29 protein-coding genes are annotated in these 24,539 nt (G+C 65.7%); 11 read left to right on the top strand and 18 right to left on the bottom strand.

The features are described from left to right. Nucleotide 1 precedes the first annotated feature (1 nt). Nucleotides 2-436, bottom strand: coding sequence for a YcgN family cysteine cluster protein (locus ASE89_RS00970; protein ID WP_031395091.1), 435 nt, complete (start codon nucleotides 434-436; stop codon nucleotides 2-4). Next, a complete protein-coding gene (locus ASE89_RS00965) occupies nucleotides 433-1,032 on the bottom strand; it encodes an SCO family protein (RefSeq protein WP_056673220.1) in 600 nt (199 codons plus the stop codon). The genes ASE89_RS00970 and ASE89_RS00965 overlap by 4 nt, the downstream gene beginning before the upstream one ends. 74 nt (nucleotides 1,033-1,106) lie before the next feature. On the opposite strand from ASE89_RS00965, the gene ASE89_RS00960 reads away from it, so the two are divergent. Beyond that, a complete protein-coding gene (locus ASE89_RS00960; RefSeq protein ID WP_236701575.1) occupies nucleotides 1,107-1,763 on the top strand; it encodes an ankyrin repeat domain-containing protein in 657 nt (218 codons plus the stop codon). Nucleotides 1,764-1,780: 17 nt separating this feature from the next. On the opposite strand, the gene ASE89_RS00955 is transcribed toward ASE89_RS00960, so the two are convergent. The 11 genes from ASE89_RS00955 to ASE89_RS00905 form a co-directional block, all read right to left on the bottom strand. Continuing rightward, nucleotides 1,781-2,278: an MmcB family DNA repair protein gene (locus ASE89_RS00955; RefSeq protein ID WP_031395094.1), complete on the bottom strand. Its 498-nt coding sequence runs from the start codon at nucleotides 2,276-2,278 to the stop codon at nucleotides 1,781-1,783. A gap of 118 nt (nucleotides 2,279-2,396) precedes the next feature. Continuing rightward, on the bottom strand, nucleotides 2,397-3,056 hold the full coding sequence (locus tag ASE89_RS00950) for a cell wall hydrolase (RefSeq protein WP_056673217.1): 660 nt from the start codon (nucleotides 3,054-3,056) through the stop codon (nucleotides 2,397-2,399). Between the two features lie 153 nt (nucleotides 3,057-3,209). Continuing rightward, the gene (locus tag ASE89_RS00945) at nucleotides 3,210-3,536 is read right to left on the bottom strand and encodes a DUF1491 family protein (protein WP_056673214.1); all 327 of its coding nucleotides are present in this window, start codon (nucleotides 3,534-3,536) and stop codon (nucleotides 3,210-3,212) included. A gap of 10 nt (nucleotides 3,537-3,546) precedes the next feature. Then, the gene (locus ASE89_RS00940; RefSeq protein WP_056675088.1) at nucleotides 3,547-4,026 is read right to left on the bottom strand and encodes a PaaI family thioesterase; all 480 of its coding nucleotides are present in this window, start codon (nucleotides 4,024-4,026) and stop codon (nucleotides 3,547-3,549) included. Beyond that, nucleotides 4,016-4,483 (bottom strand): PTS sugar transporter subunit IIA, encoded by a 468-nt coding sequence (locus ASE89_RS00935; protein WP_056675086.1) that lies wholly within the window; start codon nucleotides 4,481-4,483, stop codon nucleotides 4,016-4,018. The genes ASE89_RS00940 and ASE89_RS00935 overlap by 11 nt, the downstream gene beginning before the upstream one ends. A 101-nt stretch (nucleotides 4,484-4,584) precedes the next feature. After that, a complete protein-coding gene (gene hpf / locus ASE89_RS00930) occupies nucleotides 4,585-5,181 on the bottom strand; it encodes a ribosome hibernation-promoting factor, HPF/YfiA family (protein WP_031395099.1) in 597 nt (198 codons plus the stop codon). 49 nt (nucleotides 5,182-5,230) lie between these two features. After that, entirely contained in the window at nucleotides 5,231-5,923 is a 693-nt protein-coding gene (dnaQ, locus tag ASE89_RS00925; RefSeq protein WP_056675084.1) for a DNA polymerase III subunit epsilon, read from the bottom strand. A 7-nt stretch (nucleotides 5,924-5,930) separates the two neighbouring features. Beyond that, the gene (gene coaE, locus ASE89_RS00920; RefSeq protein ID WP_056673211.1) at nucleotides 5,931-6,518 is read right to left on the bottom strand and encodes a dephospho-CoA kinase; all 588 of its coding nucleotides are present in this window, start codon (nucleotides 6,516-6,518) and stop codon (nucleotides 5,931-5,933) included. Next, on the bottom strand, nucleotides 6,515-7,330 hold the full coding sequence (locus ASE89_RS00915) for a shikimate dehydrogenase family protein (RefSeq protein WP_056673209.1): 816 nt from the start codon (nucleotides 7,328-7,330) through the stop codon (nucleotides 6,515-6,517). Before ASE89_RS00915 ends, coaE begins: the two co-directional genes overlap by 4 nt. Before the next feature lie 126 nt (nucleotides 7,331-7,456). Further along, a complete protein-coding gene (locus tag ASE89_RS00910; RefSeq protein ID WP_082451170.1) occupies nucleotides 7,457-8,050 on the bottom strand; it encodes a Maf family protein in 594 nt (197 codons plus the stop codon). Next, a complete protein-coding gene (locus tag ASE89_RS00905; protein ID WP_031395104.1) occupies nucleotides 8,047-8,862 on the bottom strand; it encodes a pyruvate, water dikinase regulatory protein in 816 nt (271 codons plus the stop codon). Before ASE89_RS00905 ends, ASE89_RS00910 begins: the two co-directional genes overlap by 4 nt. Before the next feature lie 349 nt (nucleotides 8,863-9,211). On the opposite strand from ASE89_RS00905, the gene hemE reads away from it, so the two are divergent. The 4 genes from hemE (at nucleotide 9,212) to ASE89_RS00885 (ending at nucleotide 13,200) form a co-directional block, all read left to right on the top strand. Continuing rightward, on the top strand, nucleotides 9,212-10,240 hold the full coding sequence (gene hemE, locus ASE89_RS00900) for a uroporphyrinogen decarboxylase (protein ID WP_056673205.1): 1,029 nt from the start codon (nucleotides 9,212-9,214) through the stop codon (nucleotides 10,238-10,240). After that, complete coding sequence (locus tag ASE89_RS00895) at nucleotides 10,237-10,698, top strand: CopD family protein (RefSeq protein WP_056673202.1); 462 nt, start codon at nucleotides 10,237-10,239, stop codon at nucleotides 10,696-10,698. Before hemE ends, ASE89_RS00895 begins: the two co-directional genes overlap by 4 nt. A gap of 295 nt (nucleotides 10,699-10,993) precedes the next feature. Further along, a complete protein-coding gene (rho, locus tag ASE89_RS00890; protein WP_031395107.1) occupies nucleotides 10,994-12,250 on the top strand; it encodes a transcription termination factor Rho in 1,257 nt (418 codons plus the stop codon). 230 nt (nucleotides 12,251-12,480) lie between these two features. Next, complete coding sequence (locus tag ASE89_RS00885; protein WP_056673199.1) at nucleotides 12,481-13,200, top strand: TerC family protein; 720 nt, start codon at nucleotides 12,481-12,483, stop codon at nucleotides 13,198-13,200. A gap of 236 nt (nucleotides 13,201-13,436) precedes the next feature. On the opposite strand, the gene ASE89_RS00880 is transcribed toward ASE89_RS00885, so the two are convergent. Together ASE89_RS00880 and ASE89_RS00875 are read right to left on the bottom strand one after the other, a co-directional pair. Next, nucleotides 13,437-14,138: a dienelactone hydrolase family protein gene (locus tag ASE89_RS00880; RefSeq protein ID WP_056673196.1), complete on the bottom strand. Its 702-nt coding sequence runs from the start codon at nucleotides 14,136-14,138 to the stop codon at nucleotides 13,437-13,439. Beyond that, entirely contained in the window at nucleotides 14,135-14,608 is a 474-nt protein-coding gene (locus ASE89_RS00875) for a methylated-DNA--[protein]-cysteine S-methyltransferase (protein WP_056673194.1), read from the bottom strand. The genes ASE89_RS00880 and ASE89_RS00875 overlap by 4 nt, the downstream gene beginning before the upstream one ends. A 56-nt stretch (nucleotides 14,609-14,664) precedes the next feature. Here ASE89_RS00875 and ASE89_RS00870 point away from each other — a divergent pair, with 56 nt between their 5' ends. Genes ASE89_RS00870 through ASE89_RS00845 form a run of 6 tightly spaced genes read left to right on the top strand, consistent with a single transcriptional unit; the run spans nucleotide 14,665 to nucleotide 20,416 of the window. Then, on the top strand, nucleotides 14,665-14,919 hold the full coding sequence (locus tag ASE89_RS00870; protein ID WP_031440901.1) for a DUF6489 family protein: 255 nt from the start codon (nucleotides 14,665-14,667) through the stop codon (nucleotides 14,917-14,919). An 8-nt stretch (nucleotides 14,920-14,927) separates the two neighbouring features. Then, the gene (mnmE, locus tag ASE89_RS00865; protein ID WP_056673191.1) at nucleotides 14,928-16,208 is read left to right on the top strand and encodes a tRNA uridine-5-carboxymethylaminomethyl(34) synthesis GTPase MnmE; all 1,281 of its coding nucleotides are present in this window, start codon (nucleotides 14,928-14,930) and stop codon (nucleotides 16,206-16,208) included. A 54-nt stretch (nucleotides 16,209-16,262) separates the two neighbouring features. After that, the gene (mnmG, locus tag ASE89_RS00860) at nucleotides 16,263-18,098 is read left to right on the top strand and encodes a tRNA uridine-5-carboxymethylaminomethyl(34) synthesis enzyme MnmG (protein ID WP_056673188.1); all 1,836 of its coding nucleotides are present in this window, start codon (nucleotides 16,263-16,265) and stop codon (nucleotides 18,096-18,098) included. Then, the gene (gene rsmG / locus ASE89_RS00855) at nucleotides 18,095-18,715 is read left to right on the top strand and encodes a 16S rRNA (guanine(527)-N(7))-methyltransferase RsmG (protein WP_056673185.1); all 621 of its coding nucleotides are present in this window, start codon (nucleotides 18,095-18,097) and stop codon (nucleotides 18,713-18,715) included. The genes mnmG and rsmG overlap by 4 nt, the downstream gene beginning before the upstream one ends. Continuing rightward, entirely contained in the window at nucleotides 18,712-19,494 is a 783-nt protein-coding gene (locus ASE89_RS00850; protein WP_031396158.1) for a ParA family protein, read from the top strand. The genes rsmG and ASE89_RS00850 overlap by 4 nt, the downstream gene beginning before the upstream one ends. 10 nt (nucleotides 19,495-19,504) lie before the next feature. After that, the gene (locus ASE89_RS00845) at nucleotides 19,505-20,416 is read left to right on the top strand and encodes a ParB/RepB/Spo0J family partition protein (RefSeq protein WP_056673182.1); all 912 of its coding nucleotides are present in this window, start codon (nucleotides 19,505-19,507) and stop codon (nucleotides 20,414-20,416) included. A 69-nt stretch (nucleotides 20,417-20,485) separates the two neighbouring features. Here ASE89_RS00845 and holA read toward each other — a convergent pair whose 3' ends face one another. Genes holA through leuS form a run of 3 tightly spaced genes read right to left on the bottom strand, consistent with a single transcriptional unit; the run spans nucleotide 20,486 to nucleotide 24,530 of the window. After that, on the bottom strand, nucleotides 20,486-21,505 hold the full coding sequence (holA, locus tag ASE89_RS00840; RefSeq protein ID WP_056673179.1) for a DNA polymerase III subunit delta: 1,020 nt from the start codon (nucleotides 21,503-21,505) through the stop codon (nucleotides 20,486-20,488). After that, complete coding sequence (lptE, locus tag ASE89_RS00835) at nucleotides 21,502-22,020, bottom strand: LPS assembly lipoprotein LptE (protein WP_056673175.1); 519 nt, start codon at nucleotides 22,018-22,020, stop codon at nucleotides 21,502-21,504. Before lptE ends, holA begins: the two co-directional genes overlap by 4 nt. Beyond that, the gene (gene leuS / locus ASE89_RS00830) at nucleotides 22,017-24,530 is read right to left on the bottom strand and encodes a leucine--tRNA ligase (protein WP_056673172.1); all 2,514 of its coding nucleotides are present in this window, start codon (nucleotides 24,528-24,530) and stop codon (nucleotides 22,017-22,019) included. The genes lptE and leuS overlap by 4 nt, the downstream gene beginning before the upstream one ends. Between the last annotated feature and the right edge of the window lie 9 nt (nucleotides 24,531-24,539).

The following is a 24,539-nucleotide window of genomic DNA, read 5'->3' as shown; positions in this document are numbered from 1 at the left end:
GTCAGAGTTCGCGGTCGATCACGTGATATTCGAGTTCGCCGGCCTCGTCCTCGCTGATCGTCCAGCCGCGGACCGACTGTTTGGCGCGGTGGACCGCCTCGCGGTCGCCGCAGACGAGATAATGCCATTCGGGAAGCTGCTCGCCCGCCGCGCGCAGGCGGTAGGCGCAGGTCGAGGGCAGCCAGTCTATATCGCGGACGTTCGACGTCGTGAGGCGCACGCATTCGGCGACATAGGCGTGGCGGTGGCGATAATCCGAACACTGCCCGCTGCGCCGGTCGAGCAGCCGGCACGACACATTGGTCGCGACGAGCTCGCCGGTATCCTCGTCCTCGAGCTTGTGGATGCAGCATTTGCCGCAACCGTCGCACAGGGCTTCCCACTGGCCGCGGTCGAGCTTCTCGATCGGCGTGTCTTCCCAGAATCTGGCGCTCATCGGGCCCAGCGCTTGATGTCGTCGGCCAAGGCCTGTGGTCCCTTATCCTGTGGCAGCAGCGCGAGAGGCTTGCCGTCCGGATCCATCAGATAGGCCTGACGCGAGTGATTTACGAGGTAACCGCCACCGGGCGCGGCATCCCCCTTGGCTGAGAAGATCGCGAATTCCTTCTTTACCGTCTCAATCGACGCGGGACTGCCGGTGAGCCCGACAATGCGCGGATGAAAGGCGGTGACGAACTGTTTGACGACCGCAGGGGTGTCACGCGTCGGATCGACGGTCACGAAGATCGGCACGATCCGCGCCGCGAGCGCCGGGTCGCTGGCCTCCAGCAGTTTCATCGCGCCGCCGATCGTCTGCATGTCGGTCGGACAGACATCGGGACAGAAGGTGTAGCCGAAATACATGATCCGGTATTGGCCCGCGAACAGGCGGTCGCTGACCTGTTGCCCGTCCTGATCAACGAGCGTGAACGGCCCGCCGATCCGCGCCCCGGCAAGCGGCGGCGTGGCGGGGGCCGCGCTCGTATCGGGCGCAGAGGGGCTGCACGCCGCGAGCGCGAGGGCGGCGAGAAGGGCGGGGCGTCGATTGGTCATGATACAGCCAGCCTTGATCTGTTAGCCCGTGCGGCGCAAGCGTCGCACATCACCCGCGTCCCGAGGATCTATCGATGTCGTATATCCGCCAGTGCCCCGCCCTGACGACGGGCGCCAAGACCATGGGCGCCCTGTTGATGGGAGCCGTGATCGCGCTTCCCGCCGCCACTGTGGTCGCCCCGCGTGCCGCGCATGCGCAGAACCAGTCGGAAGGCTATAAATTCCTGAACGCGGTGCGCGAGTCGAAGAACAACGAGGTCCTCGAAATGCTCGGGCGTCCGGGCAGCAGCATCGTCAATGCGCGCGACGTCTCGACCGGCGAGGGTGCGCTGCACATCGTCATCAAACGTGCCGACGAGACCTATCTGCGGTTCCTGCTGCAGAAAGGCGCCGACGCCAATCTGCGCGACGGCAAGGGTAACACGCCGCTGCTCCTCGCGGTGACGCTCGGCCAGACCGATATGATCCCGATCCTGACCGCCGCCGGCGCCAATCCGAATCTTGCCAATTCGGCAGGGGAAACGCCGTTGATCCGCGCCGTTCAGCGCCGCGACATCGCCATGATCCGCGTGCTGCTCACCGAAAACGCCGATCCGGATCAGGCGGATATCATCGCCGGCATGTCGGCCCGCGATTATGCCAAGCAGGATGGTCGCAACGTCGTGGTGACCAAGCTGTTGGCCGATGCACCGAAGAAGACCCGCAAGGCGGTCGCGGGGCCGAAATTCTGACGACCACGTCGCCGGGCTCAGAAAGCGAGACCGGCGGCGTCGGGATCGACCTGTGCGATCAGGCGGCGTGCGGCGCGTCTTGCAAAGGCCAAAGTGCAGCGCTTGCGGACATGCGCGGGCAGGGGGGTCGTATGCGCCTCACGGACGATCGCGGCGTCATAGCGATCGGCGACGATTATCCCGGTACGTTCGGGCAGAAACGCCGCCCCCTGCAGCGGCCGCATGTCGAACCCGGCCGGCACCGCCCAGAAATAGCGATCACAATGCCCGAGATACTCAGGCCATTTGCCATCCCCGACCAGGTCCGCGCGCGACACCTTGATCTCGACGACGACGATCTGCCCCCGGGCATCGATCGCCATCAGATCGGCGCGACGCCCCCCGTCGAGGGGAACCTCCGCCATCGCGGTCAGGTCGTGGCGCAACAACATCCGGATCACGCCGCGTGCCACGTCGGCGGCACATAGGGGCGATCCGGGTTCGTCGATGCAGGAGTCCGGGGGGCTGTCGAGCATGCGCCAGAAATAGAACAATCCGCGAACGACGCAAGCGCGTTCACGGATTGTTTGTAGCGTTGGCGATGCAGGTGGGATCCTGATCATGATCCCGGACCCTCTCCGGATCGGCTGTCGATCAGCGATAGAAGACGTGGTTGCCGATCGAGGCGACCTTGATGACGCGGCCCGCGGGGCGGCGATCGGCGGTGTTGAAATACAGCGCCTTCTCCGCCGGGCTGTTCCACGCATCGGCCAGTGCGACCTTCGCGACGGCGATGGCGGTGCGGTACGACGTGCCTTTGTTGATCGCGGGGATCTGACCGCCGCGGACAAAGCTGAACTGGCCGCGCTGCTTAACGACGTCGCAGACGTCGGCGGGGAAACGACCCGACTTGGCGCGGTTGATGATGACTTCGGCGACGGCGAGCTGACCGGTGAGCGGCTCGCCCTTGGATTCAAAATAGATGGCGCCGGCAAGGCACTGGAGCGCTTCGTCGGCGGCGGCGCTATCCTGCGCGGCAACGGCCTGAGCGAGCGTTTCGAATTCTTCGTCTTCGATTTCGGCCGACGTCTGGACGGCGGTTTGTGCAGCGGGCTCGACGGCGGTGACGGGCGTCACGGCGGGAGCGATCTGCGGAACATTCTGAGAGGAGAGGGCGTTTAGATTTGCGAGTGCGGTGAGGCTGGCGGTCGAGCGATCGACGCCGGTGGCCTGGCTGGGCGCGCTGTTGCCGAACAGGCCGGCAAGAGAGAAGGTCATGACCGCAATCGTTGCGGCCCGCTGCAAAATCGTCATTCAAACTTATTCAGATGCGGTTGGACCACGGAACCAATCGTACGAGCCGATCGTCCAGGCATCCCCCCGACTGCGTAACTGATCCGGATCGCACCCGTCCCAGCACAACGCCAATCAATGTTGAATATCCCCTCTATCGGGGGGACTTTGGAGTCAATCGGCCAGGATCGTTTCAGCGGCGAACCGTTCCGCCGCTGCGACATCCACCTCGATCACCCAGAGATCTGGATCGCTCGACCGCCGTCGACGCCAATAGCCGTCGAGGTCTTCGGGCGGAGTCGAGTCGATCAGTGCCGTTCGCCCATCGGCGCCGATCCCGCGCTCAAGCAGGCGGGGCAGGGCACCGCGGTCGATGGCGATCACGAGGATCGCGCCGCCCTGCGCGTCCCCTTTGGCAAGCACCGCGCCGAAACCGCCGGCGTCGTTGACCCGTCGCAGCAGCGCACTGACGAGGACGCCGCTGGGAAGACGGTCACTCATCGCAGGACCATCAAGGCAGCGGATGCGGCGAGACGCGGTATCCGGGAAGGCCGGCCAGGGCGATCCGTGAGCGCATGAACGTACCCGTGCCCCGCGCTGCCTCCTCCTCCTCGGCGTCGATCAGCCGGGCATCGGCGACGAACACGCGGCGCTTCCCGCTGATCCAGCGGCCTTCGGCGATGACCGGCCCCGCCTTTAACGGGCGGGTCAGCAACAGGTTGAACGCGGTCGTCAGGAGAAAGCGATCGGTGACGAGACTGTTTGCGGCATAGAAAGCGGCATCGTCGAGCATCTTGAAATAGCTCGTCCCGTGCGCGGCACCGCCGGCATGATAATGACGTTCGTCGATCGTGAACCGGATCCGCGCGACGCCGGCCTCCGGTATCTCGAGCGTGGATTCGAAGAAGCGGTTGATCGGCGCACAGGCGTAGAGCGATTCGAGCGCACGAAAATGCGCCTCGGCGCCGGCGGAGGCCAGTTCAGGCGGCATCGCGAACCGCATCGGCGGTAAACAGGGCATAGAGCGCATCGGTCGAACCCGCACCGCGCAGCTTGTCGAGGAACAGCTTGTCGCGCAGCCGCCGCGATATCCGGGCAAGCGCCTTCAGATGAACCGCGCCCGCATCGGTCGGCGACAACAGCATGAAGACGAGATCGACAGGCAGATCGTCGACGGCCTGAAAATCGATCGGCTGCGCCAGTCGCGCGAACACCGCCGTGACCTGTGTCAGTCCGTCGAGTTTGGCATGGGGAATCGCGACACCACCGCCAAATCCCGTCGAACCCAGCTTTTCGCGGGCAATCAGACGGTCCGCGATAGTTTTTGCGTCGCCTTCGACAATGTCGGCAGCAAGCGTGGCGACATGGTGAAGCACAACCTTTTTGTTTGCTGCGACCATGCCGGTCAGGACCGCGTCCGGACGCAGCATATCACTGAAGTCATTCATGCTGTTCATGTCTCAAAGCGCCCCCGCACGCCCCGCCTTAACGGTTTGCACGGGGGCGTAAAGCGCAGCGTCACAACAGCTGTTGCGGCTCGCGCGCTCTATTATGGTGCGGCGGATGCGGAGCGTTGCGGTTCGACCCAGCCGATCGTGCCGTCACCGCGGCGGTAGACCATGTTATGCGCGCCAGTACCCGCATTCATGAACAATAGTGCGGCTGTATTGCGAAGATCCAGCATCATCACCGCGTCGGATACGCTGGCCTCGGGGATGTCGACGCGCGTCTCGGCAATGATCAGCGGTGCATCGGGGGCATCGTCCTCGGTGACCTGCTCCTGAAACAGCGTATAGCTTGCATTGTCATAGCCGTTGCTTTCCGCGATCGCCACGGCTTCACCGGCATGGCGATCCTTCAGGCGGCGCATATAGCGTCGGAGCTGGGTTTCGATCTTGGCCGCAGCGCTGTCGAACGCGGCACGGGCGTCATAGGCATCGGCATGGCCCTTGAGCACCAGCCCCTTCATGACATGCGCGACGATATCGCATTTGAAGCCGGCATCATGCGGCCCCTTACCGAACGTAACCTCGGCGGAAATGGCGCGCGAGAAATACTTGTCGGCGATACCCTGGAGTCGGTCTTCCACATGGCTGTTGAGCGCATCGCCAGTGGCGACCTGATGACCAGAAATCCGGATATCCATTATCGTCTCCTTCTCATCGGACGGTCCTATTGGCTCCGTCCGCCCGGCGTCATCCGGACGCCACGGCCCCCCAAATCGGATCCTTGATCCCCTTCATAAACGCGGCATGGGCAGCAAGGTCTCCCTCGCTGACCGTGAAAACACGCGGTTGCCGAACGACACGAGGCGCCGGTGCGACGACCGGAGTCGCGGCGGTGACAGTCCGCTCGCTGAGCAGGCCGAGACCAATCTGGCGACCACCCAACAGCTCGACATAGACCTGCGCCAGAAGCTGCGCGTCGAGCAACGCGCCGTGGAGAACGCGGTGACTCCGATCGATCCCGAACCGCGAGCACAGCGCATCAAGCGAATGCTTCGCGCCCGGATGACGGCTGCGGGCGATCTGCAGCGTATCGATCATCCGGTTCAGGTGAATGATCGGACGACCGCATTTGACGAGTTCGCCGTTGAGAAACGAGAAATCGAAGCTGGCATTATGCGCGATCATCGGCGCATCGCCGACGAAATCGAGCAGGTCCGCCACGCCCTCGCCGAACCGCGGCTTGTCGGCGAGAAACGCCTGGCTCAGCCCGTGGACGTTGAACGCCTCGACCGGCATGTCGCGTTCGGGATGGTAATAAGCGTGGAAGGTGCGCCCGGTCTCGACCCGGTTGACCATCTCGACACAGCCGATCTCGACCATGCGATCGCCACCGGAAAAGCTGAGGCCGGTGGTTTCGGTATCGAAGACGATCTCACGCATCCGGCTGTTATCGGCGCTCACGTCCCGTCACGCAAGCGATCACCGCACGAACCTGCGCGCGGGTTTCGTCGAAACTCGTGTCGGTGCGAATGACATGATCGGCACGCGCGCGTTTCTCGGAATCGGGTGTCTGGCGGGCGAGGATCGCGGCGAAACGCTCGACGGTCATACCGGGGCGGGCGAGCACGCGGGCCCGCTGGACATCGGCGGCGGCGGTCACGACGACGATGCAGTCGACCCGCGCGTCACCGCCGGTTTCGAACAACAGCGGCACGTCGAACACGACCAGTGCGCCGGCATGAGAATCGAGAAACGCCTGACGCTCCTCACCGACCGCGGGATGCACGATCGCCTCGAGACGGCGGATCGCATCGTCGTCGCCGAACACCGTTGCGCCCAGTCGTGTACGGTCGACCGCGCCGTCATGGACGGTGCCGGGAAACGCGGCGCCGATCGGTTCGACGAGTCGACCACCGACACTCTGCAGCCGGTGGACCGTCGCATCGGCGTCGAACACGGGGACACCTTCTTCCGCGAACATCGCGGCAACGGCGGATTTGCCCATGCCGATCGATCCGGTAAGCCCGATGATCATGCGGTGAGCAGCGCGCGCAAGGCCTCGTCGCGGTCCCGCGGAGGTTCCACGTGGAACAAAATCTCGAACGCAACCGCCGCCTGGCCGATCAGCATCTCGAGCCCGTCGACGGTTTCGAGATCGCGCGCGCGGGCGGCCTTGAGCAGTCCGGTCTCGAGCGGCGAATAGACGATGTCATAGACGAGCGAGTCGGGATCGAGCGCGCCGAGATCGAGGTCGAGGGGCGGCTGACCGGCCATGCCGAGGATGCTCGCATTGACCAGCAGCCGCGACGGTGGGACCGCCGGACCGATCGGCAGCGCCTGTCCCTTGAGCCCGAATGTCGACAGCAACGCCGCCGCCTTCAAAGGATTGCGGTTGAAGATCGTCACCGGACCGACGCCCATACGCGACAGCGCGAACAGGATCGCGCGCGCCGCGCCGCCCGCACCGATCACGGTGACCGGCTGGCCGGCGATATCGAGATCATCGATCGGCGCCCAGAAGCCCGCGGCATCGGTATTCGTACCGATGCAGTCGCCGGCCGAATTGCGGAACACGGTATTGATCGCGCCGATCGAACCCCGGACGTCGCCGGGGTCGGACACGTGGTCGAGCGCCGCCAGCTTGTGCGGCATGGTGATATTGCACCCCCGCCATGCGGGATCGCTTTTCCGCTCAGCGAAATAGGCCGGAAGCTCTTCCGCGGTGACGTGCTTGTGCCGGTACTCGGCGTCGATCCCGAGCGCATCGAGCCAGAAGCCGTGGATCAGCGGCGATTTCGATTGGGCGATCGGATCGCCGATCACTTCGGCATAGGGGCGAGGGGTCATTCAGAGCTCCATAAGATCCCGGGGCTGGCTGGCCGGCGTTCGACGCCGCCACCGCGCATCGATCGCGTGTAATCGATACCGCCGGGATTGCCAGCCGAACGCCGATCGCCGTCAGAGGCCCACGAGCTAGGCGGGCAGTGCACCGCGGGTCCGGAGAAAATCGAGCACGTTCAGCAGCGGCATGCCGAGCACGGTGAACTGGCTGCCGTCGATCTTCGTGAAGAGCTGCGCGCCCGGACCCTCGATCCGGTAACAACCGACGCACCCCGCGATCGCCGGCCACTCGGCTTCGAGATAGGTTTCGATGAACGCGTCGGACAGCGGCCGGACATGCATCCGCGCGCGCTCGACATGGCGCCACACCGGTCGGCCATTCTCCGCGATGACCGCCGCGCTCCACAGATCATGATGCGTGCCCGACATCCGTCGCAGATGCGCGGCCGCGTCATCGCGATCGACCGGTTTGTCGAGGATCGTGCCATCCTCCAGCGCGACAAGCGAGTCGCTGCCGAGGACGAGATGCCCCGGCATCCGGGTCGAGACCTTCGTCGCCTTGAGCTCGGCAAGCGCGTCGGCAAGATCTCGGGGTGACAGCGCGACCAGGGCCGCCTTGGCCGCATCCTCGTCGACACCTGCAAAGGTCGCATCGAACGCGACGCCCGCCGCGGTGAGCATGGCACGACGCGACGCGCTCTGCGAGGCGAGGATCAGCAGGCTCATGCCTCGGGCCGGCGCTGGTTGCACAGCGCGATGATCGCCGCCGCGGTTTCCTCGATCGACCGCCGTGTCACGTCGATCACCGGCCAGCCATTGTCGGCGAACATCCGCCGCGCAAAGGCGAGTTCGCGCATCACGGCCTCTTCCTCGACATAGGAGGTATCGGGCGCCTGATGCAGCGACAGCAGCCGGTTGCGGCGCACCTGGATCAGCCGGTCGGCGCTGGTCGTCAGCCCGACGATCAGCGGCTTCCGCAAGGTGTAAAGGATCTTCGGCGGCGGGCTTTCGACGACGATCGGGATATTGGCAGTCTTGTAGCCGCGATTGGCGAGATAGATCGAGGTCGGCGTCTTCGACGAGCGCGAGACGCCGGCGAGGACGATATCGGCCTCCTCCCACTCTTCCCACGCGATCCCGTCGTCATGCGCGATCGTCCACTGGATCGCGTCGACACGCGCGAAATAGGCGGCGTCGAGGACGTGCTGGCGACCCGGCCGCGCCTTGGCCTGCTGACCCAGCAGTCCCGACAGTGCATCGTTGACCGGATCGAGCGGCGCGACCGCGGGGAGACCCAGCGCAAGGCAGCGCTGTTCGAGGATCCGCCGCGTCGCGGGGTTCACCAGCGTGAAGATCACGAGCCCGGGATTCTGCGCGACCTCCTGAAGGATGCGTTCGAGATGCGCCTCAGTACGAACCATCGGCCAGAAATGGCGGACGGTCTCGACATCGTCATATTGCGCGAGTGCGGCCTTGGCGATGTTCTCCAGCGTCTCGCCCGTCGAGTCCGACAGCAGGTGAAGATGAAGCCGTATCATAGGTCGCATAGCCCTGCCGCGAGGGGCCATCGGGATGAATCTGTGGATAACATGCGGATAAGGGCTAGCGTAACTCACGCCTCCCGCCAAGCGGGCCGGTCGCTGTGGATAAGTCACCTTTTATCCACAGGGCCGCGCACAGCCTAAAAAGTTATCCACAGGCTGTGGGTTGCGGGAACGGTTGAATCGAATCAGCGCGTTTGTACGGGTGTGCAGAGGTCAAGCTGTTGGCATTTCCGGGATCACCGCATAAGTCCCGTGATCAACCGCCCAACCACTGCAACAACCTCTTTCTTGAATCTTCTTATAGTAGAAGAAGGGTGCTCCGCTGACCGATCCGACCCCCAATATGCCGACCTTCAAGCCGCTTCTGGCGACGTTGCGCGGCGACCGTCCGGCAACCCCGCCGCTGTGGCTGATGCGCCAGGCCGGGCGCTATCTTCCCGAATATCGCGCGCTCAGGGCGGAAAAGGGCGGGTTCCTCGCGCTCGCGACCGATCCCGCGGCTGCGGCCGAAGTGACGCTGCAGCCGATCCGCCGGTTCGGCTTCGACGGCTCGATCCTGTTTTCGGACATCCTGATGATTCCCTGGGCGCTGGGGCAGGATCTGAGCTTCGGGGTGGGTGAGGGGCCGCGGCTCGAACCCGCGCTGGTCGATCATGCGCTCGATCGCCTGCAGTCGGTGCCGGAGCGGCTGGAGCCGGTCTACGAGACCGTCACGCGGGTCGCCGAGGCCTTGCCGCCCGAGACAACGTTCCTGGGCTTTGCGGGGTCTCCCTGGACGGTTGCCACCTATATGGTGGCGGGCAAGGGCAGCAAGGATCAGGGCGAGACGCGGCGTTTCGCCTATCGCGATCCGGCGGCCTTCGGAGCGATCATCGATGCGATCGCGGACAACACCGTCGAGTATCTCGTCCGCCAGATCGAGGCGGGAGTCGAGGCAGTCCAGTTGTTCGACAGCTGGTCGGGATCGCTGTCGCCTGCGCAGTTCGAACGCTGGGTGATCGCGCCGACCGCGCGGATCATCGACGAACTCCATGCGCGCTGTCCCGGCGTGCCGGTGATCGGCTTTCCGAAGGGGGCAGGGGGCAAGCTCCCCGCCTATGCGCGCGAGACGGGGGCCGATGCGATCGGGCTCGACGAGACGGTCGATCCGGTCTGGGCGCATGCGTCACTGCCCGCCGACCTGCCGGTGCAGGGCAATCTCGATCCGCTCGCGCTGATCGCGGGCGGTGCGGATCTCGATGCGGCGATCGACCGGATTCTCGGGGCGTTCGGTGATCGTCCGCACGTCTTCAATCTGGGGCATGGTATCCTGCCCGACACGCCGATCGCGCATGTCGAGCAACTGATCGCCCGCGTCAGGAGCACGACATGAGTGGTTTTCTCGGGGCGGCCTATGATTGGGTGAAGGCCGCACACCTGATCTTTGTGATCTTCTGGATGGCGGGGCTGTTCATGCTGCCGCGCTATCTCGTCTATCATCAGGAAGCGCTGGCCGCGGGCAATGCAGCCGAGGCGGCGAGCTGGATCGAGCGCGAGGGCAAGATCCGCAAGATCATCCTGACCCCGGCAATGATCGTCGTCTGGGTGCTGGGGCTCGCGCTTGCGCTGAATCTCGGGCTTGCGGACGGCGCGCCGGGGCTGGGGTGGCTGCATCTCAAGCTGCTGCTGGTGTTCCTGCTGACGGGTTATCATGGCTGGACGGTCGGCTATGCGGGGAAGCTTGCGGCGGGGAAGCCGACGCTGACGGGCAAGCAGTTGCGGATGCTCAATGAGATCCCTGCGCTGGCGGTGACGCTCATCGTTGTGCTGGTGATCGTCAAGCCGTTCTAAGCGCGTCGCACCAACTCTCGTCATCCCCGCGGGGGCGGGACCCAGAGCCTCTAACGTCGGCGATAGCGCGTCCAGGTTCGCCAATATGGGTTCCCGCCGACGCGCGGGAATGACGACGAAGTGGGGACGCGGTCCCGCTTGACTAACCGCCCCCCCAATTCTACCCCGATCCACAGCACGGCCTCCTGGCGTCCTGCCCGGTCGTGTGGTCCTGCCTGTTCGGCTCGCCCAGTTCCGCTTTCCAGCGCACCCGCAGACCGAACCTGTTCCCGTTGATCGCTATCCGGAAATTCCCATGCATCTCAAAGACCTGAAGAAGAAAAAGCCCGCCGAGCTGGTCCAGCTGGCCGAGGAACTGGGGGTCGAGAGCGCCTCGACGCTGCGCAAGCAGGACCTGTTGTTCGCGATCCTGAAGGTGCAGGCGGACAATGGCGACCAGATCATGGGGCTCGGCACGATCGAAGTGTTGCCCGACGGTTTCGGCTTCCTGCGCTCGCCCGAGTCCAACTATCTCGCCGGGCCCGACGACATCTACATCTCGCCCAACCAGGTGCGGAAGTTCGGCCTGCGCACCGGTGACACGGTCGAAGGCGAGATTCGCGGGCCGAAGGATGGCGAACGCTATTTCTCGCTGGTGAAGCTCACGGCTGTCAATTTCGACGATCCCGACGTCGTCCGCCACCGTGTCAATTTCGACAATCTCACGCCGCTCTACCCCGAGAGCAAGCTGACGCTCGATCCCGCCGACCCGACCGTCAAGGACAAGTCGGCGCGGGTGATCGACATCGTGTCGCCGCAGGGCAAGGGCCAGCGCACGCTGATCGTTGCCCCGCCGCGCGTCGGCAAGACGGTCATGTTGCAGAACATGGCTAAGGCGATCACCGACAATCACCCCGAGGTGTTCCTGATCGTCCTGCTGATCGATGAGCGCCCCGAGGAAGTCACCGACATGCAGCGCAGCGTGAAGGGTGAGGTCGTCAGCTCGACATTCGACGAACCCGCGCAGCGCCACGTGCAGGTCGCCGAGATGGTAATCGAAAAGGCCAAGCGCCTGGTCGAGCACAAGAAGGACGTTGTGATCCTGCTCGATTCGATCACGCGTCTGGGTCGTGCCTACAACACCGTTGTGCCGTCGTCGGGCAAGGTCCTGACCGGTGGTGTCGATGCGAACGCGCTGCAGCGTCCGAAGCGCTTCTTCGGTGCCGCGCGCAACATCGAGGAGGGCGGCTCGCTCTCGATCATCGCGACCGCGCTGATCGACACGGGCAGCCGCATGGACGAGGTGATCTTCGAGGAGTTCAAGGGCACCGGCAACTCGGAAATCGTGCTCGATCGCAAGGTCGCGGACAAGCGCATCTTCCCGGCGCTCGACGTCGGCAAGTCGGGTACCCGCAAGGAAGAGCTGCTGGTCGACAAGGCCAAGCTCTCCAAGATGTGGGTCCTGCGTCGTATCCTCATGCAGATGGGCACGATCGACGCGATGGAGTTCCTGCTCGACAAGATGAAGGATTCGAAGACCAACGAGAATTTCTTCGACAGCATGAATCAGTGATCGAATGCGGCCCGCTGCACGCTGCAGCGGGACTCGCATCGATCCGGCCGGCGGGGCACCGCCCCGACCGACGACGCGGCTTTGCCGCGGCGCCGGCCAACAGTTCCGCAGCGGCACGCGAGAGCAATGGCTTTCGTGTGCCGCTTTGCTATGAAACCCATTGAAATCCGCCATCTCCGCACGTCGGTGGTGGCCCGTCACCGGGAGCTGACATCTTGAGTATCATCGCCATGCTGGCCACCGCCGCATCGGGAGTAACCGGACCCGGTTCACCGCTGGAAATCTGGCAGCACATCGTCGCCGACTTCTCCAATCTCGGCGACCCGAAGGCGCTGGCCGCATTCGGATCGGTCCTGATGATCGACCTCGTCCTTGCCGGCGACAATGCGATCGTCGTCGGCGCGCTTGCCGCGGGACTTCCCGCCGATCAGCGCAAGAAGGTCATCCTGATCGGCATCGGCGCCGCGCTCGTCCTGCGCATCTTCTTCGCGCTGATCGTGACGTGGCTGATGGGGATCGTCGGGCTGATCTTTGCGGGCGGCCTGCTGCTGCTGTGGGTCAGCTGGAAGTTCTGGCGTGAAATCCGCGAGGGTGCACAGAATGCCGGCTCCGAGGAAATCGAGGGCGACGAACGCTCGGGGATCAAGTCTTCCAAGGGCTTTGCCAGCGCCGCCTGGGCGGTCGCGGTCGCCGACGTGTCGATGAGCCTCGACAATGTGCTCGCGGTCGCCGGCGCGGCGCGCGAGCATCCGGGGATCCTTGTGATCGGCCTGTTGCTGTCGGTCGCGATGATGGGCCTTGCGGCGAACTTCATCGCGCGGATCATCAACCGCTATCGCTGGATCGCCTATATCGGCTTGGCGGTGATCCTCGTGGTTGCGGTGAAGATGATCTACGAGGGCTGGACCGGTACCGGCGAAACGCTCGGGATCGTCTCGCTGCTCGCCTGATCGGCGCAGCGTTCGGATGGAAAGAAGGCCTCGCCGGGATCGTCCGGCGAGGCCTTTTTTTGGCGCTCGGTCGTTTGTCATGCCGCTTATAGTGCGTTCAGACACGATCCCCACCGTCATCCCTGCGGAGGCGGGGATCCATATCCTGCACGGTCGTTGATCTCGTAAGCGACGCCAGCCAGTATGGATTCCCGCCTTCGCGGGAATGACGAGGGGGGAGGGGTGCCTCTTAGCTCTTAGCCCAGATGCTCGGCGAAGAACTTGGCCGTCCGTTCGTCCGCCAGCTTCGCCGACGCATCCGACCGGCGCTCGCCGAACTCGGTCGCGAAGCCGTGATCCTCGCCCGCATAATCGTAGATCGTGACTTTGGGATGATCGTCGAGCCCGGCGTGCATCGCCGCCTGCGCGTCCTTGTCGACGAAATGATCCTCCTCGGGAACGTGGAGCAGCACGGGGTTTGCGACCGCGTGCTTCTCGCCGAGCAGGCCATCGATCCCGACGCCGTAATAGCCGACGCTCGCATCGATATCGGTGCGCGCGGCGGTCATGAAGGCGAGGCGGCCACCGAGGCAATAGCCGACCGCGCCGACCTTTGCGCCGTCACCAAGTTCGCTGCGCGCGGCGCGGATCGTCGCCTCGATATCGGCGATACCCTTGTCCTGGTCGAACTGGCCCATGAGTTCGAGTGCACGCTCGAATTCGGGCTTCACGTCCGGGTCCAGCTCGATCCCCGGCTCCAGCCGCCAGAACAGGTCAGGGGCGATCGCGAGATAGCCGGCCTCGGCGAGCGTGTCGCACTTGCGGCGGATGCCGGCATTCACGCCGAAGATCTCCTGGATCACGACGATCGCGGCCTTGGGCGTGCCGGCGGGGACCGCGCGATAGGCGGTGAAGCTGCCGTCGCCCGCGAGCGTCGGGATGGTGGTGGTATTGGTCATAGCAATCCTCCTTGCGGCCGTTCGAGATCGAGCAGCCGGGATTTTGTGATCGGGCCTTGGCCTGCGGAATACGCACCAAGCCCGCCCCCGGCTCCGAGAATTCGGTGGCAGGGGACGATGATCGGAAAGGGATTGCGCGCACAGGCCTGGCCGATCGCGCGCGGGCTCGACCCGATCGCCTGCGCGAGGTCGCCATAGCTGGCGGTCCGGCCGTACGAGACCGCAACGATCGCCTGGCGCAGCGCATCGCCGCGGGGCGTGGCCGGTGGTACGAGCGGCAGATCGAAGACGGTCAGCCGGCCGGCGAAATACGCGTCGAGCTGGCGGAGCGCTTCGCGGATCGCCGGGCTCATGGTCGCCTCGACGATGCCGTCCCGGTCGATCGCGATCGCGTCGATCCGGTCGGTGCTGCCGGTCACGCGGATCAGCCCGATAGGCGTTGCGATCGAGGCGGCATCCCGCGCATACATTGCGACGCTATGCCGTGCCCCGCCGTGCGGCTCAAGCGCCACCGAAAGGGCCGTCCATGAAAATGAACATCGAAATCGAATGCACGCCCGAAGAGGCCCGCCGCGCGGTCGGGCTGCCCGACCTGACGCCGATTCATGACCGCTATGTCGCGATGATGATCGAGGCGATGCCCGGGCTCGGCGACGGGGCGATGCAGCCCGAGATGATCGAGACGATGATGCGTGGGTGGCAGCCGATGGGTGAGGCGGGGATGGCGTTCTGGAAACGGATGTTCGACGGCGCGACGCAGACGGGCAAAACGGGCGGTTGAGTAACAGAATGACGACGATCTTTGCAGTGTCGAGCGGGCGCCCGCCCGCGGCGATCGCAGTGGTGCGGATATCGGGGTCTGAGGCGTTTGCGGCGGCGATCGCGCTTGCCGGGCCGCTCCCTGCCGCGCGGCATGCCAGTTTACGTGCTCTGCGTGATGCCAGCGGGACGATGCTCGATCGCGCATTGGTGATCGTCTTTCCGGGCCCGACCACTGCGACGGGCGAGGATCTGGTCGAGCTCCACTGCCACGGGGGGCGGGCGGTGATCGCTGCGGTCGAACGCACGCTCGCGGCTATGACCGGGTTACGACTGGCCGAGCCCGGAGAATTCACCCGCCGTGCGCTTTGTAACGGACGCATCGACCTGACCCAGGCCGAAGGGCTCGCGGATCTGCTCGAGGCCGAAACCGAGGCGCAGCGTGTTGCCGCGATCACCGCGACCGAGGGGCGGGTGAGCCAGGCTGTACGCGGCTGGATGGACGCGGTCGCGATGCTGTCCGCACGGATCGAGGCGATGCTCGACTTTGCCGACGAGGATGACGTAACCAGCGATGCGGCGGCCTTCGACGCGGTGCTCGCCGATCTCGAAGCGCTGGCGGCAGAGATCGAGACGGTGGTGGCGAGCCCCCCGGTCGAGCGACTGAAAGACGGCCTTCGCGTCGTGATCGGCGGCCCCCCCAACAGCGGCAAATCGACGTTGCTCAATCTGATGGGGGAGCGCGATGCCGCGATCGTCTCGCCGATCTCGGGGACGACGCGTGACCGCATCGATGTCCCGGTCCTGCGCAACGGGGTCGCCTATGTCCTGACCGATACCGCGGGTCTGGTTGATACGCTCGATCCGATCGAGGCAATCGGCGTTGCCCGGGCGGAGACGGCGATGGCGACGGCGGACCTGCTGCTGTGGCTGGCTGACACGGCGCCGCCACGCGAGGATGCGATCTGGGTTCACGCCCGAGCCGATCTGCCGGGGCGGGACGGGGGCGTCCCGCCCGGTCGGGTAATTGCCTTCTCACAAAGCGACCAGGCATCGCTCGATCGACTCTGGGCTATCGTCGATGATCGCGCGGCCGCTCTGCTTCCGCGCAATGACGATCTGGCGCTCAAGGCGGATCAGCGCCTTCGCTGCAAGCGGGCTGCGGCGACGCTTCGCGTCGCGGGCAACGACCCTTTGATCGTTGCGGAGCATCTTCGCGAAGCCCGCACCGGGCTCGCTGCGGTGCTGGGTCTCGACGCAACCGGGGAGATGCTCGACGCATTGTTCGGCCGGTTCTGCATCGGCAAATGATGTTCCACGTGGAACAACTTTGACGCGATCGTCGCGTCGCTCTACGGCGATGGCATGTTCGATGTAGTGGTGGTTGGCGGTGGCCATGCCGGGACCGAGGCCGCAGCCGCGGCAGCGCGGAGGGGCGCGCGTACTGCGCTGGTGTCGTTCGACGCGCGGCAGATCGGTGCGATGTCATGCAACCCGGCGATAGGCGGGCTTGGCAAGGGCCATATGGTCCGCGAGGTCGATGCCTTTGACGGGCTGATCGGACGCGCTGCCGATGCCGCGGCGATCCATCACCGGATGCTCAATCGGAGCAAGGGATCCGCGGTCCAGGGGCCCAGGATCCAAGCGGACCGCCGGCTCTATGCGGCAGCGATCCAGGCACAGCTGGCGACGACGCCGAACCTGTCGATCATCGCCGGCGAGGTCAGCGCGCTGCATCTGGAGGGTGATCGCGTCGCGGGTGTCGTGCTCGCCGACGGCACCGTCATCGCAGCGCGCGCGGTGGTCCTCGCGACCGGGACGTTCCTGGGCGGGCGGATCTTCCGCGGCGATGACCGCGAGGAAGGGGGCCGGATCGGCGAGCGTGCGGCGAAGCCACTGGCGGACCAGCTCCGCGCGCGCGCGCTGCCGATGGCGCGGCTGAAGACCGGAACCCCGCCACGGCTCGACGGACGGACGATCGACTGGGGGGCGCTTGCGGAGCAGCCCTCCGATCCCGAGCTCTGGACGATGTCGCCGATGACGACCGGCCGTATCCTGCCGCAGGTCGCCTGTGCAATCACGCGGACGACGGACGAGACGCATGCGATCATCCGCGACGCGTTCCACCGGTCGCCGCTGTTCACCGGCGCGATCGAGGCGGCAGGGCCGCGCTATTGTCCGTCGATCGAGGACAAGGTTTCCCGCTTCGGTGACCGCGACGGCCATCAGCTGTTCCTCGAACCCGAGGGTCTCGACGACCCGACGATCTATCCCAATGGCCTGTCGACGTCCTTGCCAGTCGAGGTTCAGGCAGCGATGCTCGCGAGCATTCCCGGGCTTGAGCGCGTCGTGATGACGATGCCGGGCTATGCCGTCGAATATGATTATATCGATCCGCGCGCGCTCGATACGCGATTGGCGCTTCCCGCGATCGACGGCGTGTTCTGCGCCGGCCAGCTCAACGGGACCACAGGCTATGAAGAGGCAGCGGGGCAGGGGCTGGTCGCCGGGCTCAATGCGGCGGCGCATGCCTGTGATCTCGCACCGGTGATCCTCGACCGCGCGTCGAGCTATCTCGGCGTGATGATCGACGACCTTGTCCTGCAGGGCGTCACCGAGCCATACCGGATGCTGACCGCGCGTGCCGAGTTCCGGCTGTCGCTTCGCGCGGACAATGCCGAGACACGGCTTGGCGGGATTGCAGAGGCGGCGGGATGCCTCGGCACCGCGCGGCTCGCCCATCAGCGTGCGCGTGGCGAAGACCGGGTCCGATTCCGATCTGCACTGCACGGCGAACGCACTGCGACGGAGATCGCGGATCAGGGCGTTGCGGTGGGGCGTGATGGCGCGCGGCGAACCGCGTTCGACTGGTTGCGCTTCGAGGGCGTCAAGCTTGCGCATGTCGCGCCTGATGCAGCGACCGGAATCCCGGCGGCGGTGGTCGACGAGGTCGTCGAGGATGCACGCTACGCTCCCTATATCGAACGGCAGGCGCAGGAGGTCGCACGATTGCGGGCGGACGAGGCGATCCTGTTACCCCAGGATCTTGCCTATGATCGGATCCCCGGTCTGTCGAACGAGATGATCGACCGATTGAGTGTGGCACGACCGCTGTCTCTGGCTGCTGCGGCACGGATCCGGGGCATCACGCCTGCGGCGCTGTCTGCGGTGCTTCTCCATACGAAACGAGTGCCGGCATGACCGAAGACGAAGCACGGACCTGGGTCCTCGAGCGGTTTGGCCCGGTCGCGATCGAGCGGGTTGCGGCGTTCGTCGCGATGGTCGTCGAGGAGGCCGCGCATCAGAATCTGATTGCGCCATCGACGATCCCGACGATCTGGGAGCGGCATGTCGTCGACTCGCTTCAGCTAGTTGCACTCGCGGGCCCGGAGACAGATGCGATGCGCTGGCTCGACATCGGGACCGGAGGCGGATTTCCGGGCATGGTCGTTGCGCTGGTCCGCGAAGGGCCGGTCGATCTCGTCGAGCCGCGCCGGCGTCGCGCGGACTTCCTCCAGCTTTGTGTCGCCAGGCTCGGGCTTGGCGAGCAGGTCCGTGTGTATCCAACCAAGGTCGAGTCCGTCACTGCAACGGCGCGGATCATTTCGGCGCGCGCGGTTGCCTCGCTCGAAAACCTTTTGCGTGGCGCGGCCCACTGCGCCACAACAGAGACGCGGTGGCTGTTGCCTCGGGGGCGTCTCGATGAGGCAGAGATCACCGCGCTTCAGAAGCCTTGGCACTTTATGTTCCACGTGGAACAAAGCGTCACGAACCCGGAGTCGTCTATCGTGGTTCTGGATCGAGTCCGCGCGCGATGATCACCATCGCGGTCGCCAATCAGAAGGGTGGGGTGGGCAAGACCACCAGTGCCATCAATCTCGCGACCGCATTGGCGGCGACGGGAATGCGGGTGCTGCTGGTCGATATCGACCCGCAGGGCAACGCCTCGACCGGCCTTGGCATCGGCCATGCGCAACGCGTCAAATCTAGCTATGACGTCCTCATCGGCGAAGCGACGATCGACCAGGCCGTGGTGCACAGCCGCGTGCCCCGGCTGGACGTGATCCCCGCGACGGTCGATCTGTCGGGAGCAGAGATCGAGCTCGTCGAATTCGATGCGCGGACGCATCGGCTCGATCGTGCGATGCAGGACTCGACCGGGCATTGGGATATCGCGCTGATCGATTGTCCGCCTTCGCTCGGGTTGTTGACGATCAATGCGATGGTCGCAGCGGATGCGCTGCTCGTGCCGCTCCAGTGCGAATTCTTCGCGCTGGAGGGCCTGTCGCAGCTGCTCAGCACGGTCGAGCGTATCCGTCAGCGGTTCAACCCCGGCCTGTCGATCCTCGGCGTTGCGCTGACGATGTATGATCGCCGCAACCGGTTGACCGATCAGGTCTCGGCGGATGTCCGCGCGGTGCTGGGCAAGGTCGTGTTCGAAACGGTCATCCCGCGCAACGTGCGGCTGTCGGAAGCGCCCAGTCACGGACTTCCGGCGCTGATCTACGACCATCGCTGCAGCGGATCGCAGGCGTATATCGCGCTTGCCCGCGAGATGATCGGTCGTCTTCCGGTATCGGCACGAGCAGCCGCGTGAGGGTATTGGCATGAGTGAAGGTACCAAGCGCGGCCGGCCGGGGCTCGGCCGCGGGCTGAACGCGCTGCTCGGCGAGATGGCCCGCGAGGCGCCGGTCAACGCCAGCGGCGACGCGCCGACCCACAGCGGCGTGCGCATGCTGCCGGTCAGTTCGCTGTCGCCGCATCCGGACCAGCCCCGCCGGCATTTCGACGAGGCGATGCTGAGCGAGCTTGCCGCCTCGATCGCCGCACGCGGATTGATCCAGCCGATCATCGTGCGGCCGCACGGCCATGATTATCAGATCGTCGCGGGCGAGCGCCGTTGGCGCGCGGCGCAACGGGCGCGGCTGCACGAGGTCCCGGTGGTCGTCCGCGACTTCGACGACGCCGAGACGCTCGAAATCGCGCTGATCGAGAACATCCAGCGCGAGGATCTCAACGCGATCGAGGAGGCGCAGGCCTATCAGCGGCTGGCGGGCGAATATGGCCACACGCAGGAGGTGCTGGCCAAGATCGTCCATAAGTCGCGGAGCCATGTCGCCAACCTGTTGCGGCTGCTCGAACTGCCTGCACAGGTTCAGTCGCAGGTGGTCGAAGGATCGCTGTCGATGGGCCATGCGCGCGCGCTGCTCGGTTCGCCCGATGTCGAGACGCTGGCGGACCAGGTGATCGCCCGCGGCCTATCGGTGCGCGAGACCGAAAAGCTGGCGCGCGATGCCAAGCCGGGCCGGACTCGGTCGGGCGGAGCTGCGGCGACTACGGTGAACGAGGCACGGATCCCTGACGCGGATATCGCGGCTCTGGAGCGGCAGCTGGCCGATCTGCTGGGGCTTCAAGTGCGCGTTGCGCATAGTGAGACCGGCGGCACGCTGACGCTGAGTTATTCGACGCTCGATCAGCTCGACATGGTGTGCCAGCGGCTGACGGGCGGGGCGATCTGAACGTCTGGGGGGAAGCGTTGCGCGTACTCCCGTCCGGTACGTTCGCCTGACGGGGAGAATTCAGCGGGCTTAGTTTCTGCGTGCGATTGCCTGGGCGAGGGCAACGATGGCGGCATCCGCGACGACCCCGCCGGGATTGCCCGGGGCCATGATCGCGCGTTCGGCGGCGCGGACTCGGGCGATGGCCGTAGCAAGCATCACCGGCGACCAGCGGCGGAGCGACTTGGCGGTCTGTGCCTCGTCGCGGAAGAAGACGCGGTGGCGCTTCATCACCGTATCGACAGCTTCGCCGCGATCGATCTCGCCGCGCATCTCGGCCAGCGCGATCAGTCTGCGGACGAGCTGCCGCAGCCACGGGATCGGCGAGGTTCCGGCTTCTTCCAGCCGCGCGAGTTCGGTCCCGAGATCGGCGACACGCCCCTCGATCGCCGCGTCGATCGCCTGACCCATCTCCGCCTCGCCGAGGTCTGCGCCGATCGCATCGAGCGCAGCGTGGTCGAGATCATGCGGTCGTTCGGCGCTTGCGTCGAGATACAGCGCGAGCTTGTCGATCTCGCGCGCGATGATCGCACGGTCGCCACCGGTGGTCTCGACCAAACGGCGTGCGACGCCGGGGGCAGGGCGCAGGCCCTGCTCGCCCGCCATCGTGCTGGCGAGCCGCTCTGCATCGGCGGCGGTCGGTGCGTAGCAGGCGAACGCCATCGCACGCGGCGATTCGAGCGCGAGCTTGACGATCTTCGCACTCGTCTTGACACTAGGCGCGATCGCAACGACCGGGTTGCCCGCGCGATCGGCGTTCAACAGCGTGGCGAACGCATCGAGGCTCTCCTCGCCAGCCGAGGCGACGCGAACGTGACGCGCGGTGGCGAAGAGCGACATGGCGGCCGCCTCGTCGGCGAGCCGCGAGGGATCCGATCTGAGTTGTGCGCCGTCCAGATCGACGCGCTCCGCATCGGGCCCCATCGCCTTGGCGAGCGTGCGGGCGAGGTCGCTTGCGCCGGCCTCGTCTGGGCCGTGGAGGAGATAGAGACGGATATCGGGGCCGGGCCTGGCCAATGCGGCGCGGATCTGGTTGGCGCTGGCCTTCACGGGGCCGGCGTGGGGGTCGGCGGGGTCCGCTGCGCATAGAGCGCGATCCGCGCGACGATCTGATCCGCGACGATGCCCGACAGACGTTCGAGCGCGGTATTCTCGGCGGCGATCGTCGCATATTCGGAGCGGACGACATCGATGCCCGCGTCCGATCCCGCCGTCGCGTCGAGCAGGACGGTGCCGTCACCGATCCGGACGAGCTGATAGCGCGCACGCAGGATCCGGCGTTCGCGCGACACGCTGTCGTCGCGCCGCACGCCGAGGCCGTTGATCTGGTCCTCGAGCCGGATGTCGATCCGATACAGCGGTGCCCCGCCGTTCGACGGCAACCGGTCGCGTAGCGCGGTCGCCATCAGCCACCCGGACTTGCCCTCGATCGGCGTGATCTCGACCTGGCCGAGCGTGCCGGCAACCGCGCCGCTGCTGCCGCCCGAATAGAGCGGATGCAGCCCGCAACCCGCCAGGCTGGTCGAGAGCAACAGGGCTCCGGCAAGAAGCGCGTACCGCGTCATGCGACGATGTTCACGAGGCGGTCGGGCACGACGATCACTTTCCGGGGCGGCTTGCCCTCGAGCAGGCGGACAATCTTGTCGGAGGCCAGCGCGGCCGCCTCGACTTCATCCTTCGGCGCGCCCTTGGGGAAGACGAGCGTATCACGCAGCTTGCCGTTGACCTGCACCGCGATGGTGACCTCGTCATCGACCAGCAGCGCCGGATCGACTTCGGGCCACGCGGCGTCGGCGATCAGGCCATCGTTACCGGCGGTCGCCCAGGCTTCCTCGGCAACGTGCGGCACCATCGGGCTGACGAGCAGCAGCAACGTACGGATCGCCTGTTCGCGGTCGGCGGACTGCGGTGCCTTCTCGATTGCGCTGCACAGGCTGTAGAGCCGTGCGACCGCCTTGTTGAACTGCAAGCCATTGATATCGCTCTCGATACCCACTGTCGTCCGGTGGCAGAGCTTGCGCAACGCGATGTCGTCACCCTCGGCCTTGGCGGCACCATCGGCCTCGATCAGGCGCCAGAGACGCTGGACGAACCGCCACGCGCCTTCGATACCCGATTCACTCCAGGGAAGGTCGCGCTCGGGCGGCGAGTCGGAGAGCACGAACCAGCGCACCGCGTCGGCGCCATATTGGTCGACGATCGGCTCGGGATCGACGGTGTTCTTCTTCGACTTCGACATCTTCTCGACACGACCGACGGTGATCGCGTCACCCGTCGCGATCTCGATGCCGTCGCGCACGTCGTCGGGGCCGAGCCAACGGCCGTCCGCGGACTTGTACGTTTCGTGCGTGACCATGCCCTGCGTGAACAGCCCGGCAAACGGCTCGGCGATGTCGAGCATGCCGATATGCTTCAGCGCGCGCGTCCAGAAGCGGGCGTAGAGCAGATGCAGGATCGCATGCTCGACGCCGCCAATATACTGGTTGACCGGCAGCCACTTCTCCGCGCCCGTCCGGTCGAACGGCTTGGCGTCCGGCTGGCTGGCGAAGCGGATGAAATACCACGATGAATCGACGAACGTGTCGAGCGTGTCGGTCTCGCGTCGCGCATTCCCGCCGCAGCTAGGGCATGGGACATGCTTCCAGGTTGGATGACGATCGAGCGGGTTGCCGGGGATGTCGAAGCTGACGTCCTCGGGTAGCACGATCGGCAGCTGCTCCTTCGGCACCGGCACCGCACCGCACGCGTCGCAGTGGATGATCGGGATCGGCGTGCCCCAGTAACGCTGGCGGCTGACGCCCCAGTCGCGCAGGCGGAACACGGTCGTGCCCTTGCCCCAGCCTTCGCCCTCGGCGCGCTCGATCACAGTGCGCTTGGCGTCCTCGATGTCCATCCCGTCGAGGAAGTGCGAGTTCACGAGATTGCCCGCACCCGTCCAGGCGGTGTCGCCGACGAACACGGGGGCCTCGTCATCGCCTTCGGAGACGACGCGCTTGACGGGCAGATCGTATTTGCGCGCGAAATCGAGATCGCGCTGGTCATGCGCGGGCACGCCGAACACCGCGCCGGTGCCGTATTCCATCAGCACGAAGTTCGCGATGTAGACCGGGAGCTCCCAGCTCTGGTTGAGCGGGTGCGTCGCGCGGATCCCGGTGTCGAAGCCCAGCTTCTCCTGCGTGTCGAGTTCGGCCGCGGTGGTGCCGCCACGCTTGCAGAGTTCGATGAACGCAGCCGCATCGGGGTTCGTCTCGGCGATGGCGCGCGCGATCGGATGATCCGCGGCGACCGCGACGAAGCTCGACCCGAACATCGTGTCGGGACGAGTCGTGAACACCTCGACCGAGTCGATGCCGGTCGCATTGCCCGCCAGCGCGAACTTGAACTGCAGGCCCTGGCTGCGGCCGATCCAGTTCTCCTGCATCAGCTTGACCTTGTCAGGCCAATGCTCGAGCGCGCCGAGGCCGTCGACCAGTTCGTCGGCGAAATCGGTGATCTTCAGGAACCACTGCGACAGCTTGCGCCGCTCGACCAGCGCGCCCGAACGCCAGCCGCGCCCGTCGATCACCTGCTCGTTGGCGAGCACGGTCATGTCGACCGGATCCCAGTTGACCGCCGATTCCTTGCGGTAGACGAGCCCCGCTGCGAACAGGTCGAGGAACAGCGCCTGCTCGTGCCCATAATACTCAGGCTCGCACGTCGCCAGCTCGCGCGTCCAGTCGAGCGCGAAGCCCAGCCGCTTCAGCTGCGCCTTCATCGTGGCGATGTTGGCGCGCGTCCAGTTGCCCGGATGCACGCCCTTTTCCATCGCTGCATTCTCGGCGGGCATGCCGAACGCGTCCCAGCCCATCGGATGGAGCACTTCCATGCCCTTCATCCGACGGAATCGCGCGAGCACGTCGCCCATCGTGTAGTTCCGGACATGCCCCATGTGGATGCGCCCCGACGGATAGGGGAACATCTCGAGCACGTACGAGCGCGGCTTGGTCGAAGAATCGTCAGCGGCGAACGTCTTGCGTTCGTCCCAGACCTTCTGCCACGCCGCGTCCGCCTTCAACGCATTGAAACGCGACGCCATGATGTCGTC

It is taken from the genome of Sphingomonas sp. Leaf30 (genome assembly GCF_001422525.1).
GTDB classification, from domain to species: domain Bacteria; phylum Pseudomonadota; class Alphaproteobacteria; order Sphingomonadales; family Sphingomonadaceae; genus Sphingomonas; species Sphingomonas aerolata.
This window is presented reverse-complemented; position numbering and strand designations above follow the sequence as displayed.